This window comes from Streptomyces sp. NPDC040410 (genome assembly GCF_055595715.1).
This window is the reverse complement of the sequence record NZ_JBVIVK010000005.1, coordinates 320,166-336,243: the sequence shown is the minus strand read 5'-3', so window position 1 is coordinate 336,243 and position 16,078 is coordinate 320,166. Positions and strand designations below refer to the sequence as shown.

Below are 16,078 nucleotides of genomic sequence, written 5' to 3'. Positions count from 1 at the left end.
TGGATACGTGACGAATCTGATGCCCTCCGCCGCCGGCGAGCCTTCCATCGGTGGTGGCCTCGGCGACCAGGTCTACAACCGGCTGCTCAACGAGCGGATCATCTTCCTCGGCCAGCCGGTCGACGACGACATCGCGAACAAGATCACTGCGCAGCTGCTGCTCCTTGCCGCGGCGGACCCCGACAAGGACATCAACCTCTACATCAACAGCCCCGGCGGCTCGATCACGGCCGGCATGGCGATCTACGACACCATGCAGTTCATCAAGAACGACGTGGTGACGATCGCGATGGGCCTCGCCGCCTCGATGGGCCAGTTCCTGCTCAGCGCGGGTACCCCGGGCAAGCGCTTCGCGCTCCCGAACGCCGAGATCCTGATCCACCAGCCCTCCGCGGGCCTGGCCGGCTCGGCCTCCGACATCAAGATCCACGCCGAGCGGCTGCTGCACACCAAGAAGCGCATGGCGGAGCTCACGGCCCAGCACACCGGTCAGTCGTTCGAGCAGATCACCCGCGACTCCGACCGCGACCGCTGGTTCGACGCCGAGGAGGCCAAGCACTACGGCCTCATCGACGACGTCATCACCGCGGCCGTCAACATGCCGGGCGGCGGCGGCACCGGGGCCTGAGGCCCCAGCGCAGCCCCCAGCCGACCGCCTCAGCCCCTAGGAGAGAGACAGTGAACGACATCCCCGGCAGCGGCCTGTACGACCGCACACGCGCCGAGTACACGGGTCCCGCGGCGGAGTCCCGGTACGTCATCCCGCGCTTCGTGGAGCGCACCTCGCAGGGCATCCGCGAGTACGACCCGTACGCGAAGCTCTTCGAGGAGCGGGTGATCTTCCTCGGCGTGCAGATCGACGACGCCTCCGCCAACGACGTCATGGCGCAGCTGCTGTGCCTGGAGTCGATGGACCCCGACCGGGACATCTCGGTCTACATCAACAGCCCCGGCGGCTCCTTCACGGCGCTCACGGCCATCTACGACACGATGCAGTTCGTGAAGCCGGACATCCAGACGGTCTGCATGGGCCAGGCGGCCTCCGCCGCCGCGATCCTGCTGGCCGCCGGTACGCCCGGCAAGCGCATGGCGCTGCCGAACGCCCGCGTGCTGATCCACCAGCCGTACAGCGAGACCGGCCGCGGCCAGGTCTCCGACCTGGAGATCGCGGCCAACGAGATCCTCCGGATGCGCTCGCAGCTGGAGGAGATGCTGGCCAAGCACTCCACCACGCCGATCGAGAAGATCCGCGAGGACATCGAGCGCGACAAGATCCTCACGGCCGAGGAAGCACTGTCGTACGGCCTGATCGACCAGATCATCTCCACCCGGAAGATGAACAACGCCGCCGTCCGCTGAGCGGAAGGCTGCACACGTCTGCCGCCCCTTGGCCTGGTTTGACACGGTCCACGTCAAGCGAACCGCGCCAAGGGGGGCCCGAACGGGGGGCTCGGCAAGGTACCGTCGGATTAAGGCAGCACCAGGAGCCGCTGGACCTAGGCGTCTCCCAGGCGAAGGGGAAGCACACCGTGGCACGCATCGGTGACGGCGGCGATCTGCTCAAGTGCTCGTTCTGCGGCAAGAGCCAGAAGCAGGTCAAGAAGCTCATCGCAGGGCCCGGTGTCTACATCTGCGACGAGTGCATCGATCTCTGCAACGAGATCATCGAGGAAGAACTCGCGGAGACCAGCGAGGTCCGCTGGGAGGAACTCCCGAAGCCCCGCGAGATCTACGAGTTCCTCGAGGGGTACGTCGTCGGCCAGGAGGCGGCCAAGAAGGCGCTCTCGGTCGCGGTGTACAACCACTACAAGCGGGTCCAGGCCGGCGAGAACGGCGGCGCCCAAGGCCGCGACGACGCCATCGAGTTGGCGAAGTCCAACATCCTCCTGCTCGGCCCCACGGGCTCCGGCAAGACGCTCCTCGCCCAGACACTGGCGCGCATGCTCAACGTCCCCTTCGCCATCGCCGACGCGACAGCGCTGACGGAAGCGGGCTACGTCGGAGAAGACGTCGAGAACATCCTGCTGAAGCTCATCCAGGCGGCGGACTACGACGTCAAGAAGGCCGAGACGGGCATCATCTACATCGACGAGATCGACAAGGTCGCGCGGAAGAGTGAAAACCCCTCGATCACGCGCGATGTGAGCGGCGAGGGCGTCCAGCAGGCCCTGCTCAAGATCCTCGAAGGCACGACGGCCTCCGTGCCGCCCCAGGGCGGCCGCAAGCACCCGCACCAGGAGTTCATCCAGATCGACACGACGAACGTCCTGTTCATCGTGGGCGGTGCCTTCTCCGGCCTGGAGAAGATCATCGAGTCGCGGGCGGGCGCGAAGGGCATCGGCTTCGGTGCGACGATCCGCTCCAAGCGAGAGCTGGAGGCCAAGGACCAGTTCGAGGACGTCATGCCCGAGGACCTGGTCAAGTTCGGCATGATCCCCGAGTTCATCGGCCGTCTCCCGGTCATCACCTCGGTCCACAACCTCGACCGCGAGGCACTCCTCCAGATCCTGGTCGAGCCCCGCAACGCGCTCGTGAAGCAGTACCAGCGCCTCTTCGAACTCGACGGCGTGGAACTGGACTTCGAGCGCGAGGCCCTGGAGGCCATCGCCGACCAGGCGATCCTCCGCCAGACGGGCGCGCGAGGCCTGAGGGCCATCATGGAAGAGGTCCTGATGTCGGTGATGTACGAGGTCCCGTCCCGCAAGGACGTGGCCCGCGTCGTCATCACGGCGGACGTCGTCCACTCGAACGTGAACCCGACGCTGATCCCGCGCGACGCACGCAACGGCCGCGGGCCGGGCGAGCAGAAGACGGCGTAGGCGGTACGCGCACGGCACGACGAGGGCCCCGGTCAACCGACCGGGGCCCTTCGCAGTCGGGGACTGCGGCGGCAGAGGCGTCAGGCCTTGACGCGGACTTCCTCGCGCAGCTTCGTGGTGATGTCGATCGCCGTGTCCTTGCTGGTGCCCTGGGTGTTGTCGCCGGGGGACACCATGGCGAGCGTGCTGTAGTCGGACCAGACGCAGAACCAGTCGGTCGACAGCTTCTTGGTCAGCGAGTTGGTGCTCTTGGTCGCCTGGCACTTCATGAGCGCGCCGTCGATGTCGGCCTCCTCGGGCTGGCCGACCAGCTCTGTCTCGCCCTCGGTGCTGCTCGACGAGCCGGAGGAGCCGCTCTTCTCGAGTTCCTTCTGGATGGCGGCGAAGTACTTGTCCAGGGCCGTCTCGGGGTCCGCGATCTTGCCGTAACCGCCCAGCATCGTGACGCCCTTGGCCGTCAGCAGCTCGGACTCGCTGGGCAGGTCGGCAACGTCGGGGTTCTGCGGGTCGTAGTCGCCGAAGTCGACCGTCGACCACTGCCCGATCACGGCCTTGCCGTTGCTGACGCCGGCTTCCTCCAGGTACTTCACGGTGTCCGAGTCGCTGGTCTCGCCGCCCTTGCCGACGCGCATGTACTCGGTGAGCACCTTCGACGGCGTCGACAGCGTGTGCGCCCCGTCGTCCTCCAGGCCGCCCCCGCCCCCGCCGATCACGAAGTACGCACCCACCGCGATCGCGGCCACGACCGCCACCGCGCCGATGATCAGGCCCGTCTTCTTGCCGCCGCCGCCCGGAGCCGGGGGCTGCGGAGTGCCGTACGGGGCCTGGCCGTACGGCGGCTGCTGGCCGTAGGGAGGCTGCTGGCCGTAGGGAGGCTGCTGGCCGTACGGCGGGACGCCCTGTGGGGGCTGCTGCGGGTAGCCGTAGCCGGGCTGCGGCTGGGGGGGAGGGGTCTGCTGGGGGTAGCCGTAGCCGGGCTGGGGTGCCTGCGGCTGCTGCTGGCCGTAGGGACCCGGCTGGCCGTACGGTCCAGGCTGCTGTGGCTGCCCGCCGTACGGGCCCGGCTGGTTGTAGCTCATTTCTGGGTTCCCCTCCAGATGCTTATGTGTTCCTGACATCCTGACGCAGGGGTGGAGCGCTCAGTGCGGCGGGGGCGCACCGTTACCAAAGGAATCGCGTTTCGGGACACGCCTGCGACACCCCTAAACTGAGCCCGTGACCGAGAACGCTCAGCAGCAGCCACCAGCGCCCGACACCGAACTGCCGACCCAGTACGCGCCGGCCGACGTAGAGGGGCCGCTGTACGAGCGCTGGGTGGAGCGGGGTTACTTCGAGGCGGACGAGAAGAGCGACAAGCCGCCGTACACCATCGTCATCCCGCCGCCGAACGTCACGGGCAGCCTGCACCTCGGGCACGCCTTCGAGCACACCCTCATCGACGCCCTCACGCGCCGCAAGCGCATGCAGGGCTGCGAGACGCTGTGGCAGCCGGGCATGGACCACGCCGGCATCGCCACGCAGAACGTCGTCGAGCGGGAGCTGGGCAAGGAGGGGAAGTCCCGGCACGACCTGGGCCGTGAGGCCTTCGTCGAGCGCGTCTGGCGGTGGAAGGCCGAGTCAGGCGGGCAGATCTCCGGGCAGATGCGCCGCCTCGGCGACGGCGTCGCCTGGTCCCGTGAGCGCTTCACCATGGACGAGGGGCTCTCGCAGGCCGTCCAGACCATCTTCAAGCGGCTCTACGACGACGAGCTGATCTACCGCGCCGAGCGCATCATCAACTGGTGTCCGCGCTGCCTGACCGCCATCTCGGACATCGAGGTGGAGTACCAGGACGACGACGGCGAGCTCGTCTCGATGAAGTACGGCGAGGGGGACGACACCATCGTCGTCGCCACCACCCGCGCCGAGACGATGCTCGGGGACACGGCCGTCGCCGTTCACCCCGAGGACGAGCGCTACAAGCACCTGATCGGCAAGCTCATCAGGCTGCCGCTGACCGACCGTTCCATCCCGGTCGTCGCCGACGAGCACGTCGACCCCGAGTTCGGCACGGGTGCCGTCAAGGTCACCCCGGCCCACGACCCGAACGACTTCGAGATCGGCCAGCGCCACAACCTGCCGTCCCTCACCGTCATGGACGAGCACGCGGTCATCACCGCCCACGGCCCCTTCCAGGGCCTGGACCGCCTCGAGGCCCGCTCCGCCATCGTCGCCGCCCTGCGCGCCGAGGGCCGGATCGTCGCCGAGAAGCGGCCGTACGTCCACAGTGTCGGCCACTGCTCGCGCTGCAAGACCACGATCGAGCCGCGGCTGTCCATGCAGTGGTGGGTCAAGGTCGGTCCGCTCGCGAAGGCGGCCGGTGACGCCGTCCGCGACGGACGCGTCAAGATCCATCCGCAGGAGATGGAGAAGCGGTACTTCGACTGGGTCGACAACCTCCACGACTGGTGCATCTCGCGGCAGTTGTGGTGGGGACACCGGATTCCGGTCTGGTACGGCCCGGACGGGGAAGTCGTCTGCGTCGGTCCCGACGAGGAGCCGCCGAGCGGTGAGGGCTGGCATCAGGACACCGACGTCCTCGACACCTGGTTCTCCTCCGGCCTCTGGCCGTTCTCGACGCTCGGCTGGCCCGAGCAGACCGAGAGCCTCGCGAAGTTCTACCCGAACTCCGTCCTGGTCACCGGCTACGACATCCTCTTCTTCTGGGTCGCCCGGATGATGATGTTCGGCCTGTACGCGATGGACGGCACCCCGCCGTTCCACACCATCGCCCTGCACGGCATGGTCCGCGACCAGTTCGGCAAGAAGATGTCGAAGTCCTTCGGCAACGCGGTCAACCCGCTGGACTGGATGGACAAGTACGGCAGCGACGCCCTCCGCTTCACCCTCGCCCGGGGCGCCAACCCCGGTGTCGACGTGCCGATCGGCGAGGACTGGGTCCAGGGCTCCCGCAACTTCGCCAACAAGATCTGGAACGCGACGCGCTTCGCGCTGATGAACGGCGCGACGGTCGAGGGGCCGCTGCCGGACGCGTCCGCGATGTCGGCGACGGACCGCTGGATCCTGTCCCGCCTGGGCTCCGTCGTGTCCGAAGTCGACGCGTACTACGAGGACTTCCAGTTCGCGAAGCTCTCGGACGCGCTGTTCCACTTCGCGTGGGACGAGGTGTTCGACTGGTACGTCGAGCTGTCCAAGACGACGTTCGCCGCCGGCGGCGAGGCCGCGGAGGTCAGCAAGCGGGTCCTCGGCGAGGTCCTCGACGTCACGCTGAGGCTGCTGCACCCGGTGGTTCCGTTCGTCACGGAGACGCTGTGGACCACGCTGACGGGTGGCGAGTCGGTCGTCGTCGCCGAGTGGCCGACCGACTCGGGCTTCCGCGACGCGGGCGCCGAGAAGGAGATCGCGACCCTCCAGTCGGTCATCACCGAGGTCCGTCGCTTCCGCGCCGACCAGGGTCTGCAGCCCGGCCAGCGGGTTCCGGCCCGCCTGGACCTGGACGGCACCGCGCTCGCCCCGCACGAGGCCGCGATCCGCCAGCTGCTGCGGCTCCAGCCGGAGGGCGAGGCCTTCTCGGCCACGGCGACCCTGCCGGTCTCGGGGGCCACGGTCGCGCTCGACCTCTCCGGCACGATCGACGTGGCGGCGGAGCGCAAGCGGCTGGCGAAGGACCTCGCCGCCGCGGAGAAGGAGAAGGCCCAGGCGAACGCCAAGCTCGGCAACGAGGCGTTCCTGTCGAAGGCACCGGACCACGTGGTGGAGAAGATCCGGACGCGGCTGGCGAAGGCGGACGAGGACATCGCCCGCATCCAGGTCCAGCTGGAGCGGTTGCCGCAGGCGTAGGCGTCCCTCACGTTGTTGAAGGCCCCGGAGCTGCTTGGGTTCCGGGGCTTTCGGTTGCCGCGGCTCGACGGCGTCGGCTGCCCGCAGGCCGCGCCGCGCCCACGCGGCAGCGTGACGGTGAGTACCTCAGGGGCGCGGGGAACCGCGCGACCAGCCCCGGACGACCCCCGGCCGCCCGGCGTCGCAAGCCACCGCAACCTTCGTCCCCCTCCCTCCGTAGACTGGCCTCGTGAGTGAGCTCCCCCCGAACGGCAACGACGACCAGGCCGGCCCCCTCGACTCCTTCGAGGAGATCATCGCCGCCGAGACCGACCGTGACCCCGATCTCGCGGTCATCGAGGCCGGCAGCCGTACCCTGCGCACCCAGGGCGGCCCGCCCGAGGCCGACGTACCCGCGCGCCCGGCGGACCCCGAGGCCGACAAGGCCCTGCGCGAGGTCGAGGCGGAGCTGGCGACGCGGTGGGGCGAGACCAAGCTGGAGCCGTCGGTCGGCCGTATCGCCGCGCTGATGGACGTGCTGGGGGAGCCGCAGCGGTCGTACCCCTCCCTCCACATCACCGGGACCAACGGCAAGACCTCCACCGCCCGCATGATCGAGGCCCTTCTCGGCGCCTTCGAACTGCGGACCGGGCGGTACACCTCGCCCCACGTCCAGTCGATCACCGAGCGGATCAGCCTCGACGGGGTGCCGATCTCCGCCGAGCGGTTCGTCGAGACGTACCAGGACATCAAGCCGTACATCGAGATGGTCGACTCCCAGCAGGAGTACCGGCTCTCCTTCTTCGAGGTGCTGACGGGCATGGCGTACGCGGCCTTCGCCGACGCCCCCGTCGATGTCGCCGTCGTGGAAGTGGGCATGGGCGGCTCCTGGGACGCCACCAATGTGATCGACGGTGACGTAGCCGTCGTCACCCCGATCGACCTGGACCACACCGACCGCCTCGGCGAGACGCCCGCCGAGATCGCGACCGAGAAGGCCGGGATCGTCAAGCAGGACGCGACCGTCATCCTGGCCCAGCAGCCCGTGGACGCGGCGCAGGTGCTGCTGAAGAAGGCAGTCGAGGTCGACGCGACCGTGGCCCGGGAAGGGCTCGAGTTCGGGGTCGTCGCCCGGCAGGTCGCCGTCGGCGGGCAGCTGCTGACCCTGCGCGGTCTCGGCGGCGAGTACGAAGAGGTGTACCTGCCGCTGCACGGCCCCTACCAGGCCCACAACGCCGCCGTCGCGCTGGCCGCCGTCGAGGCGTTCTTCGGAGTCGGCTCCCAGCGGCCCGAGCCGCTCGACGTCGACACGGTCCGCAAGGCCTTCGCGGCCGTGTCGTCCCCGGGCCGGCTGGAGGTCGTGCGGCGCTCGCCCACCGTCGTGCTGGACGCGGCGCACAATCCGGCGGGCGCCCGTGCCACGGCCGAGGCCGTCGGCGAGGCCTTCGACTTCAGCCGGCTGATCGGCGTGGTCGGGGCAAGCGCGGACAAGAACGTGCGGGGGCTCCTGGAGGCTTTCGAGCCGATCTTCGCGGAGATCGTCGTCACGCAGAACTCCAGCCATCGTGCGATGGACGCCGACGAACTGGCGGCGATCGCGGTCGAGGTGTTCGGCGAGGAGCGGGTGCAGGTCGAGCCGCGGCTGCCCGACGCGCTGGAGGCCGCCATCACGCTCGCCGAGGAGGAGGGCGAGTTCGCGGGCGGCGGCGTGCTCGTCACCGGCTCCGTCATCACCGTCGGTGAGGCCCGACTGCTCCTGGGGAGGGGCTGACTTTCCGTGCGTACGCTCTGTGCTTCGACCCTGATCGGCGAGTTCTTCATCATCGGCTTCGCCGGGCTGGTCGCGATGAAGGACCCCGACCTGTCCATGACCACGGTGTGGACGGTCAGCGGCATCGCCATGTTCCTGTGCGTGCTGCTGTGCGGCGCGGTGACCCGCCCCGGCGGGATCGCCATGGGCTGGGCCCTCCAGATCGCGCTCATCGCGTCCGGCTTCGTCATCCCGACGATGTTCTTCCTGGGGGCGGTCTTCGGCGCCCTGTGGTGGGCGTCGGTCCACTTCGGACGGAAGATCGACGAGGCGAAGGCCCGCTTCGCGGCACAGGCCGGCGAGAACAGCCCGTCCGGCGTGTGAGGACGAGGCCCGTCGAGGGCCGGAGCGGGGGCTGGGGCGGCAGCCCCCAGGGACGGCCACCACCGCAGGCTGACACTGCGTAACCGGCCCCCGGGCACGCCCTGTAGCCTCTTGCCACCGCACACCGCAGAAAAGGAGTTACGTCGTGACCCAGCGCACCCTCGTCCTGCTCAAGCCCGATGCAGTCGCTCGTGGCCTGACCGGCGAGATCATCAGCCGCATCGAGCGCAAGGCGGGCTGGCGGATCACCGCGCTGGAGCTGCGCACCCTGGACCAGGACACCCTGGAGCAGCACTACGGCGAGCACAAGGGCAAGCCCTTCTACGAACCGCTGGTCGAGTTCATGGCCTCCGGCCCGGTCGTGGCCCTGATCGTCGAGGGGGAGCGGGTCATCGAGGGCCTGCGCGCGCTCGCCGGCCCGACCGACCCGATCGCCGCCGCCCCGGGCTCGATCCGCGGCGACTACGGTGTGATCGTCCGGGAGAACCTGATCCACGCCTCCGACTCCGAGGAGTCCGCCGAGCGCGAGGTGAAGATCTTCTTCCCCGGCCGTGCCTGAGCCGTCGAACGCATTTTTTCCGATGCTTGTTTCTGACGCATTTTCTGAGCGACCGTCAGGTCGCCGACGCGCCTGACCCGGGGCGGCCGTACGTTTTCGGCCGTCCTCTGGCATATGCGTGGCGATCGGGGGAACGAGTGCCCCCGATGGACCGTCTCCACAAGCGAGGCGGCACGTCATCTGCTGACAATGGCGAAGACCCTCGCGCAGTGTTCGTGCAGGCGCGTCTACGATGGAAGCCTTCACGTCACAGCACCCACCTCGCCTACCTGAAAAGCCCTCAAAAGCTCATGGGAAGGCCAGTCGAATCCTGATGGGGAACTCAATGTCGTTCATCGGCCGTGACATGGCTGTCGACCTCGGGACCGCCAACACGCTGGTGTACGTCAGGGGTCGCGGGATCGTACTCAACGAGCCGTCCGTGGTCGCGATCAACACCAACACCGGTGGCATCCTCGCGGTCGGCGCCGAGGCGAAGAAGATGATCGGGCGCACGCCCGGCAACATCGTTGCCGTACGTCCGCTGAAGGACGGCGTGATCGCCGACTTCGAGATCACCGAGCGGATGCTCCGCTACTTCATCCTGAAGATTCACAAGCGGCGCTATCTGGCTCGTCCGCGGGTCGTCGTCTGTGTGCCCTCCGGCATCACCGGCGTCGAGCGCCGTGCCGTCATCGAGGCGTCGTCCCAGGCCGGCGCCCGTCAGGTGCACATCATCGAGGAGCCCATGGCGGCGGCCATCGGGTCCGGCCTGCCGGTCCACGAGGCGACGGGCAACATGGTGGTGGACATCGGCGGCGGCACGACGGAGGTCGCGGTCATCTCCCTCGGCGGCATCGTCACCGCCCAGTCCATCCGCGTCGCGGGCGACGAGCTGGACAACGCGATCATCCAGCACATCAAGAAGGAGTACTCACTCCTGCTGGGTGAGCGGACGGCCGAACAGATCAAGATCACGATCGGTTCGGCGTACGACCTCGACTCCGACGAGCACACCGAGATCCGCGGCCGGGACCTGGTCTCCGGGCTGCCCAAGACCGTCGTCATCTCCGCCGCCGAGGTGCGCAAGGCGATCGAGGAGCCCGTCAACGCCATCGTCGACGCCGTCAAGACGACCCTCGACAAGTGCCCGCCGGAGCTGTCCGGCGACATCATGGACCGCGGAATCGTTCTGACCGGCGGCGGAGCCCTCCTGCGCGGTCTCGACGAGCGGCTGCGCCGGGAGACCGGGATGCCGATCCACATCGCCGAGGACCCGCTGGACAGCGTGGCTCTCGGCTCCGGCAAGTGCGTCGAGGAGTTCGAGGCGCTCCAGCAGGTCCTGGACGCCCAGCCGCGCAGATGACGTAACTCTTCGATTCCGCCGTACGAGTTGATCTCCTCTCGTACGGCGGATCGTTGACATAGAGGCATAAGCTCGCCCATAAGCCTCTGCACGCCCCCGACACCTGCACATTTCTGACACCCGCACATTCCTATGAGGAAGGCACGGCCGCCGCACGTGAGGGACACACGAGAGAGCCGGCTGCTCTTGGTGCTGCTGGTCGCCGTCGCGTTCGCGCTGATCACGGTGGACATCCGCGGTGGGGAGGACTCGCCGGTCGACGGTGCCCGCCAGGCCGCGGCCGCGGTTTTCGGTCCGATCGAGAACGGTGTGTCGGCCGCGGTCGAACCGGTCGGCAACGCCGTCTCCGCGATCCGTGACTCCGGCGAGCGCCACGACCGGCTCGCCGCGCTGGAGAAGGAGAACGCGGCCCTCAAGGCGAAGCTGGGCAGCGACGACCGCAGCCGCAGCCGGCTGAAACAGCTCGACAAGATGCTGAAGATCGCGGGCGAGGGCCAGTACGGCATCAAGGGCGCCGAGGTCATCGCCATAGGAGCCGCCCAGGGCTTCTCCTGGACGATCACCATCGACGCCGGCGCCGAGGACGGCATCAAGCGCGACATGACCGTGCTGAACGGTGACGGGCTGGTCGGCCGCGTCACCACCGTCGGCCCGAACACCGCGACCGTGCTCCTCGCCAGCGACCCCGACTTCACCGTCGGCACCCGCATGGAGTCCACCGACGAGCTCGGCTTCGCCTCCGGCCAGGGCGACCGCCCGCTGCGTGTCGAACTCCTCAACGGCAAGGCCGAGGTGAAGAAGGGCGACCGCCTGGTCACGTTCGGCTCGCAGGCCGACAAGCCCTTCGTGCCCGGCGTGCCCGTCGGCGTGATCTCCCGCGTCGACCCGTCCGGCGGCGGTCTGACCCGCATCCTCTACGTGACCCCGTACGTCAGCTTCACCAAGCTCGACATCGTCGGTGTCGTCGTCGAGGCCCCGAAGAAGGACCCGCGTGACACGGTGCTGCCCGCCAAGCCCAAGCCGACCCCCACGCCGACCGTGACGGTGACCGTCACCCCGTCCGCGGACGCGCCGGTCGACGGCCAGATCCAAGAAGAGCAGTAGGAGCTGTAGCCCATGCGCGTCAACCGGATCCTGCTCTCCTCGGCCCTGATCGTCGTCGCCCTGGTGCTCCAGGTGAGCGTCCTCGCCCGCCTCCACCTGCCCGGTGCCGTCCCCGACCTGCTGCTGCTCACCGTCCTCGGCCTGGCCATGGTGTACGGCCATGTCGGCGGCGCCCTCGTGGGCTTCGCCGCCGGCCTGCTCGCCGACCTCGCTCCGCCCGCCGACCACGCGGCCGGCCGCTACGCCCTCGTGCTCTGTGTGATCGGCTACCTCGCCGGGCTCATCAAGCCGGAGAACGGCCGGCTCAAATCGGCCACCGGCCCCATGCTCGTCGTGGTCGCCGCCGCCATCGGCTCCACCCTGCTGTACGCCGGTGTCGGCGCCCTCGTCGGCGACACCGCCGCCCGCCATGTGGGCCTCGGCGGCCTGCTGTTCTCGGCCGCCCTGTACGACATGCTGCTCGCCCCGTTCGTCGTCCCCGGGATCATGGCCCTGGCCCGGCGCGCCGAGAACGACCCGCTCGCCGAGACCAACTCCTCGTCCAAGACGGCCGACATCGCCTCCGGCTGGCTGTCCTCCGGCACCGGGCTGCGCATCGGCAGCCAGCGCGGCGGGCTGAGGGTGAAGGCGGCCCGGGCGCGGGTGGCCCGCGCCGGCCGCATCAAGGGGGTCAAGCGGCTGTGAGCACGCCGGTGTTGGCGGTCCGGGCTCACAGGTCCGTCGTATATGACTCGTACACGCACTGCTCGTACACGCTCTGAGAGGGGGAGGCGGCCGCAGTGACCAACGCCCACCCGTCGCCCACCACCGCGCTTCCAAGGAATGGGCTTCGCCCATGACCAATATCCCGGAGACCGGTCGGACCCCACGCGTCCAGATCCGGCTCGTCGTCATCCAGATCCTCGTCCTCTCCCTGCTCGGCACCCTCGGCGGCCGCCTGTGGTACCTGCAGATCCGTGAGGGCGCCGAGTACGCGAAGGAGGCGTCGGGCAACCACGTCCAGCAGGTCGTCCAGCCCGCCGTCCGCGGCTCGATCCTGGACGCGCGCGGGGTGCCGATCGCCGACAACGAGACCCGGCTCGTGGTCTCCGCCTCCCGTACCGATCTGCTGAAGATGGCCGACGACGGCAAAGCCGTCCTCACCAAGCTCGCCGGCGTCCTCGGGATGAACCCGAAGGAGGTCATGCAGAAGGTGCGGCTGTGCGACTCCAAGACGCCGCAGCCGTGCTGGAACGGCTCGCCGTACCAGCCGATCCCCATCACCGACGAGGCCACCCCCAAGCAGGCGCTGCAGATCCGTGAGCGCGCCGAGGACTTCCCCGGCATCACCGCCGAACCGGAGGCCGTGCGCCGCTACCCCAGCCCCGGCAAGTCCAACACCGCCCAGGTGCTCGGCTACCTCTCGCCCGTCACCGACGAGGAGATCCAGCAGGCCAAGGACACCGACTCGCCGTATCTTCGCTCCGACCAGGTCGGCCGCTCGGGCCTGGAGCGCGAGTACGACAAGGAGCTGCGCGGCAAGGCGGGCGTCACCCGGTACGAGGTCGACAACCTCGGCCGGGTCATCGGCAAGGCCGAGGCCGACGCCGCCCAGCCCGGCTCCAACCTCGTCACCAGCATCGACTCCCGTGTCCAGCGGGTCGCCGAGTACGAACTGAACGAGGCCATGAAGCAGGCCCGCAAGGAGTGGGACCGCAACACCCAGGAGAACTACAAGGCCGACTCCGGCGCGGTCGTGGTGATGGAGGCCAAGACCGGCCGGATCGTCGCCATGGCGTCCAACCCGACGTACGACCCGAACGCGTGGGTCGGCGGCATCTCCCTCAAGGACTACCGCAAACTCACCGGCAAGGGCTCCAACTACCCGCTGCTGAACCGGGCCATCCAGGGGCAGTCGGCTCCCGGCTCGACCTTCAAGGTGATCTCTACGGCGGCGGCCGTCGAGGCCGGGTACCCCTTCGACGGGCGCTACCCGTGCACGAGTTCGTACTCGGTGGGCGGCCAGGTCTTCAAGAACTTCGAGTCGGAGAACTTCGGCCCGATCTCGCTCGGCCGCGCCCTGGAGGTCTCCTGCGACACCGTCTTCTACGGCCTCGCGCACCGGGAGTGGCAGAAGGACGGCGGTATCAAGCCGAAGAAGAAGGCGAACGACTACTTCTTCAAGGCCGCCCACCAGTTCGGCCTCGGCAAGGAGACCGGCATCGACCTGCCCAACGAGGTCACCGGCCGCGTCCCCGACCGCCAGTGGAAGCAGAACTACTGGAAGGCCAACAAGGACGCCTGGTGCAAGCAGGGCAAGAGGGACGGCTCGTACGTCGAGAAGATCGCTTACGAGAACTGCCTCGAAGGCAACCAGATGCGCGCCGGTGACGAGATCAACTACTCCATCGGCCAGGGCGACACCCTCGTCACGCCGATCCAGATGGCCACGATCTACGCGGCGATCTCCAACGGAGGCACCCTGCACGACCCTACGGTCGGCAAGGCGGTCCTCAGCGCCGACGGCAGGGCCGTTCAGGAGATCAAGCCCAGGACGCACGGCAAGCTGCCGATAAGCAGCACCACGCTCGCCGAGATGGACGAGGCCCTCGCGGGCGTCGCCACCCGCGGTACGGCCGCGTGGCGGTTCGGGGGCTGGCCGCAGGACAAGATCCCGATGCACGCCAAGACGGGTACCGCAGAGGTCTACGGCAAGCAGACGACGTCGTGGTTCGCCACTTACACCAAGGACTACTCGATCGTGATGACGATCTCGCAGGCCGGTACGGGTTCCGGCGCCTCCGGTCCGGCCGTCCGCAACATCTACGACGCGCTGTACGGCGTCTCCGACGGCGGCGTGATCGACAAGAAGAACGCCCTGCTGCCCACGCCGCAGAAGGGCCTGCCGAAGGTCCGGACGGACGGGACCATCAAGTCCCCGAAGGTCGCCAAGGACCCGGCCGAGGACCAGCGGGCCAGCCAGGAGGGCGCGGCCGGGCCGGACGAGACGCAGCAGGCGGCGACCGTGCGGACGCCCACGACGGGCAACCGCGACACACGGCGGCGACCGCGCAAGCGGGGAAGCCGGAGGATGCTCACATGACCGGCGCGAACTCGTTCTCCGTCTCCGGGTACGGGCCCGAACGCGCGGGCTGGACGCGGGTGTTCGCCCGGGACTCGCTCGCGCGCCGGCTGGACTGGCCGATACTGCTGGCGGCCGTCGCGCTGTCGATGATCGGCTCGCTGCTCGTCTTCTCGGCGACTCGCAACCGGACCGAGATCAACCAGGGCGACCCGTACTACTTCCTGATCCGGCACGTCATGAACACCGGCATCGGGTTCGCCCTGATGATCGGCACGATGTGGCTCGGCCACCGCACCCTGCGCACGGCCGTGCCGATCCTGTACGGCGCCTCGGTGTTCCTGATCCTGCTGGTGCTCACCCCGCTCGGCTCGACGGTCAACGGCGCACACTCCTGGATCGTGCTCGGCGGCGGCTTCTCCCTCCAGCCCTCCGAGTTCGTGAAGATCACGATCATCCTGGGCATGGCGATGCTGCTGGCCGCAAGGGTCGACGCGGGCGACAAGCCGTACCCCGACCACCGCACGGTCCTGCAGGCCCTGGGACTCGCCGCCGTGCCGATGCTGATCGTGCTGCTCATGCCCGACCTCGGGTCGGTCATGGTCATGGTGATCATCGTGCTCGGTGTGCTGCTCGCCTCCGGCGCCTCCAACCGCTGGGTCTTCGGGCTGCTCGGCGCGGGCGCGGCCGGCGCGGTCACCGTCTGGCAGCTGCACATCCTGGACGAATACCAGATCGCGCGCTTCGCGGCCTTCGCCAACCCCAGCCTCGACCCGGCGGGCGTCGGCTACAACACCAACCAGGCCCGGATCGCCATCGGTTCGGGCGGGCTGACCGGCGCGGGCCTCTTTCAGGGCTCTCAGACGACCGGACAGTTCGTGCCGGAGCAGCAGACGGACTTCGTCTTCACGGTCGCGGGGGAGGAGCTGGGCTTCGTCGGCGGCGGCCTGATCATCCTCCTGCTCGGCGTGGTCCTGTGGCGCGCCTGCCGCATCGCCCGCGAGACGACCGAGCTGTACGGCACGATCGTCGCCGCCGGAATCGTGGCGTGGTTCGCCTTCCAGTCCTTCGAGAACATCGGCATGACGCTCGGCATCATGCCGGTCACCGGCCTGCCGCTGCCGTTCGTGTCGTACGGCGGCACGTCGATGTTCGCGGTGTGGGTGGCGGTGGGGTTGCTGCAGTCGATCCGGGTGCAGCGGCCGATGTCGGCGTAGGCCCGCGGCGGTCGGCCAGG

The 16,078-nt window shown here is 68.9% G+C and carries 13 protein-coding genes; 12 read left to right on the top strand and 1 reads right to left on the bottom strand.

The features are described from left to right. Nucleotides 1–7: 7 nt before the first annotated feature. From ACZ562_RS13745 to clpX, 3 genes are all read left to right on the top strand, one after another. Nucleotides 8–628 carry an ATP-dependent Clp protease proteolytic subunit gene (locus ACZ562_RS13745; protein WP_471177637.1) on the top strand — a complete coding sequence of 207 codons (621 nt, stop codon included), beginning with the start codon at nucleotides 8–10 and terminating at the stop codon, nucleotides 626–628. A gap of 50 nt (nucleotides 629–678) precedes the next feature. Then, a complete protein-coding gene (locus ACZ562_RS13740) occupies nucleotides 679–1,359 on the top strand; it encodes an ATP-dependent Clp protease proteolytic subunit (protein WP_471177634.1) in 681 nt (226 codons plus the stop codon). A 170-nt stretch (nucleotides 1,360–1,529) separates the two neighbouring features. Then, the gene (gene clpX, locus ACZ562_RS13735; protein WP_471177631.1) at nucleotides 1,530–2,819 is read left to right on the top strand and encodes an ATP-dependent Clp protease ATP-binding subunit ClpX; all 1,290 of its coding nucleotides are present in this window, start codon (nucleotides 1,530–1,532) and stop codon (nucleotides 2,817–2,819) included. A gap of 80 nt (nucleotides 2,820–2,899) precedes the next feature. On the opposite strand, the gene ACZ562_RS13730 is transcribed toward clpX, so the two are convergent. After that, a complete protein-coding gene (locus ACZ562_RS13730) occupies nucleotides 2,900–3,898 on the bottom strand; it encodes a hypothetical protein (RefSeq protein WP_471177628.1) in 999 nt (332 codons plus the stop codon). Between the two features lie 136 nt (nucleotides 3,899–4,034). Between ACZ562_RS13730 and ACZ562_RS13725 the strand changes: the two genes are divergently transcribed. From ACZ562_RS13725 to rodA, 9 genes are all read left to right on the top strand, one after another. Next, entirely contained in the window at nucleotides 4,035–6,659 is a 2,625-nt protein-coding gene (locus ACZ562_RS13725) for a valine--tRNA ligase (protein ID WP_471177625.1), read from the top strand. A 229-nt stretch (nucleotides 6,660–6,888) separates the two neighbouring features. Continuing rightward, nucleotides 6,889–8,409: a bifunctional tetrahydrofolate synthase/dihydrofolate synthase gene (folC, locus tag ACZ562_RS13720; protein ID WP_471177622.1), complete on the top strand. Its 1,521-nt coding sequence runs from the start codon at nucleotides 6,889–6,891 to the stop codon at nucleotides 8,407–8,409. 6 nt (nucleotides 8,410–8,415) lie between these two features. Next, nucleotides 8,416–8,772, top strand: coding sequence for a DUF4233 domain-containing protein (locus tag ACZ562_RS13715; protein ID WP_471177619.1), 357 nt, complete (start codon nucleotides 8,416–8,418; stop codon nucleotides 8,770–8,772). Between the two features lie 145 nt (nucleotides 8,773–8,917). Continuing rightward, nucleotides 8,918–9,331: a nucleoside-diphosphate kinase gene (gene ndk, locus ACZ562_RS13710; protein ID WP_471177616.1), complete on the top strand. Its 414-nt coding sequence runs from the start codon at nucleotides 8,918–8,920 to the stop codon at nucleotides 9,329–9,331. 325 nt (nucleotides 9,332–9,656) lie between these two features. Then, nucleotides 9,657–10,676: a rod shape-determining protein gene (locus tag ACZ562_RS13705; protein WP_004001297.1), complete on the top strand. Its 1,020-nt coding sequence runs from the start codon at nucleotides 9,657–9,659 to the stop codon at nucleotides 10,674–10,676. A 156-nt stretch (nucleotides 10,677–10,832) separates the two neighbouring features. Further along, nucleotides 10,833–11,780, top strand: coding sequence for a rod shape-determining protein MreC (gene mreC / locus ACZ562_RS13700; protein ID WP_471177612.1), 948 nt, complete (start codon nucleotides 10,833–10,835; stop codon nucleotides 11,778–11,780). A gap of 12 nt (nucleotides 11,781–11,792) precedes the next feature. Continuing rightward, nucleotides 11,793–12,464, top strand: a complete 672-nt coding sequence (gene mreD, locus ACZ562_RS13695; protein ID WP_471177609.1) for a rod shape-determining protein MreD — start codon at nucleotides 11,793–11,795, stop codon at nucleotides 12,462–12,464. Between the two features lie 151 nt (nucleotides 12,465–12,615). Further along, nucleotides 12,616–14,862 carry a penicillin-binding protein 2 gene (gene mrdA / locus ACZ562_RS13690; RefSeq protein WP_471177606.1) on the top strand — a complete coding sequence of 749 codons (2,247 nt, stop codon included), beginning with the start codon at nucleotides 12,616–12,618 and terminating at the stop codon, nucleotides 14,860–14,862. Continuing rightward, nucleotides 14,859–16,058 carry a rod shape-determining protein RodA gene (rodA, locus tag ACZ562_RS13685; RefSeq protein ID WP_471177603.1) on the top strand — a complete coding sequence of 400 codons (1,200 nt, stop codon included), beginning with the start codon at nucleotides 14,859–14,861 and terminating at the stop codon, nucleotides 16,056–16,058. Before mrdA ends, rodA begins: the two co-directional genes overlap by 4 nt. The last annotated feature ends 20 nt before the right edge of the window (nucleotides 16,059–16,078 follow it).

Coding starts and splice junctions, on each gene's coding strand:
- ACZ562_RS13730 (WP_471177628.1), bottom strand. CDS start 3,898: ATGAGCTACAACCAGCCGGGCCCGTACGGCGGGCAGCCACAGCAGCCT.
- mrdA (WP_471177606.1), top strand. CDS start 12,616: ATGACCAATATCCCGGAGACCGGTCGGACCCCACGCGTCCAGATCCGG.
- mreD (WP_471177609.1), top strand. CDS start 11,793: ATGCGCGTCAACCGGATCCTGCTCTCCTCGGCCCTGATCGTCGTCGCC.
- rodA (WP_471177603.1), top strand. CDS start 14,859: ATGACCGGCGCGAACTCGTTCTCCGTCTCCGGGTACGGGCCCGAACGC.
- ACZ562_RS13705 (WP_004001297.1), top strand. CDS start 9,657: ATGTCGTTCATCGGCCGTGACATGGCTGTCGACCTCGGGACCGCCAAC.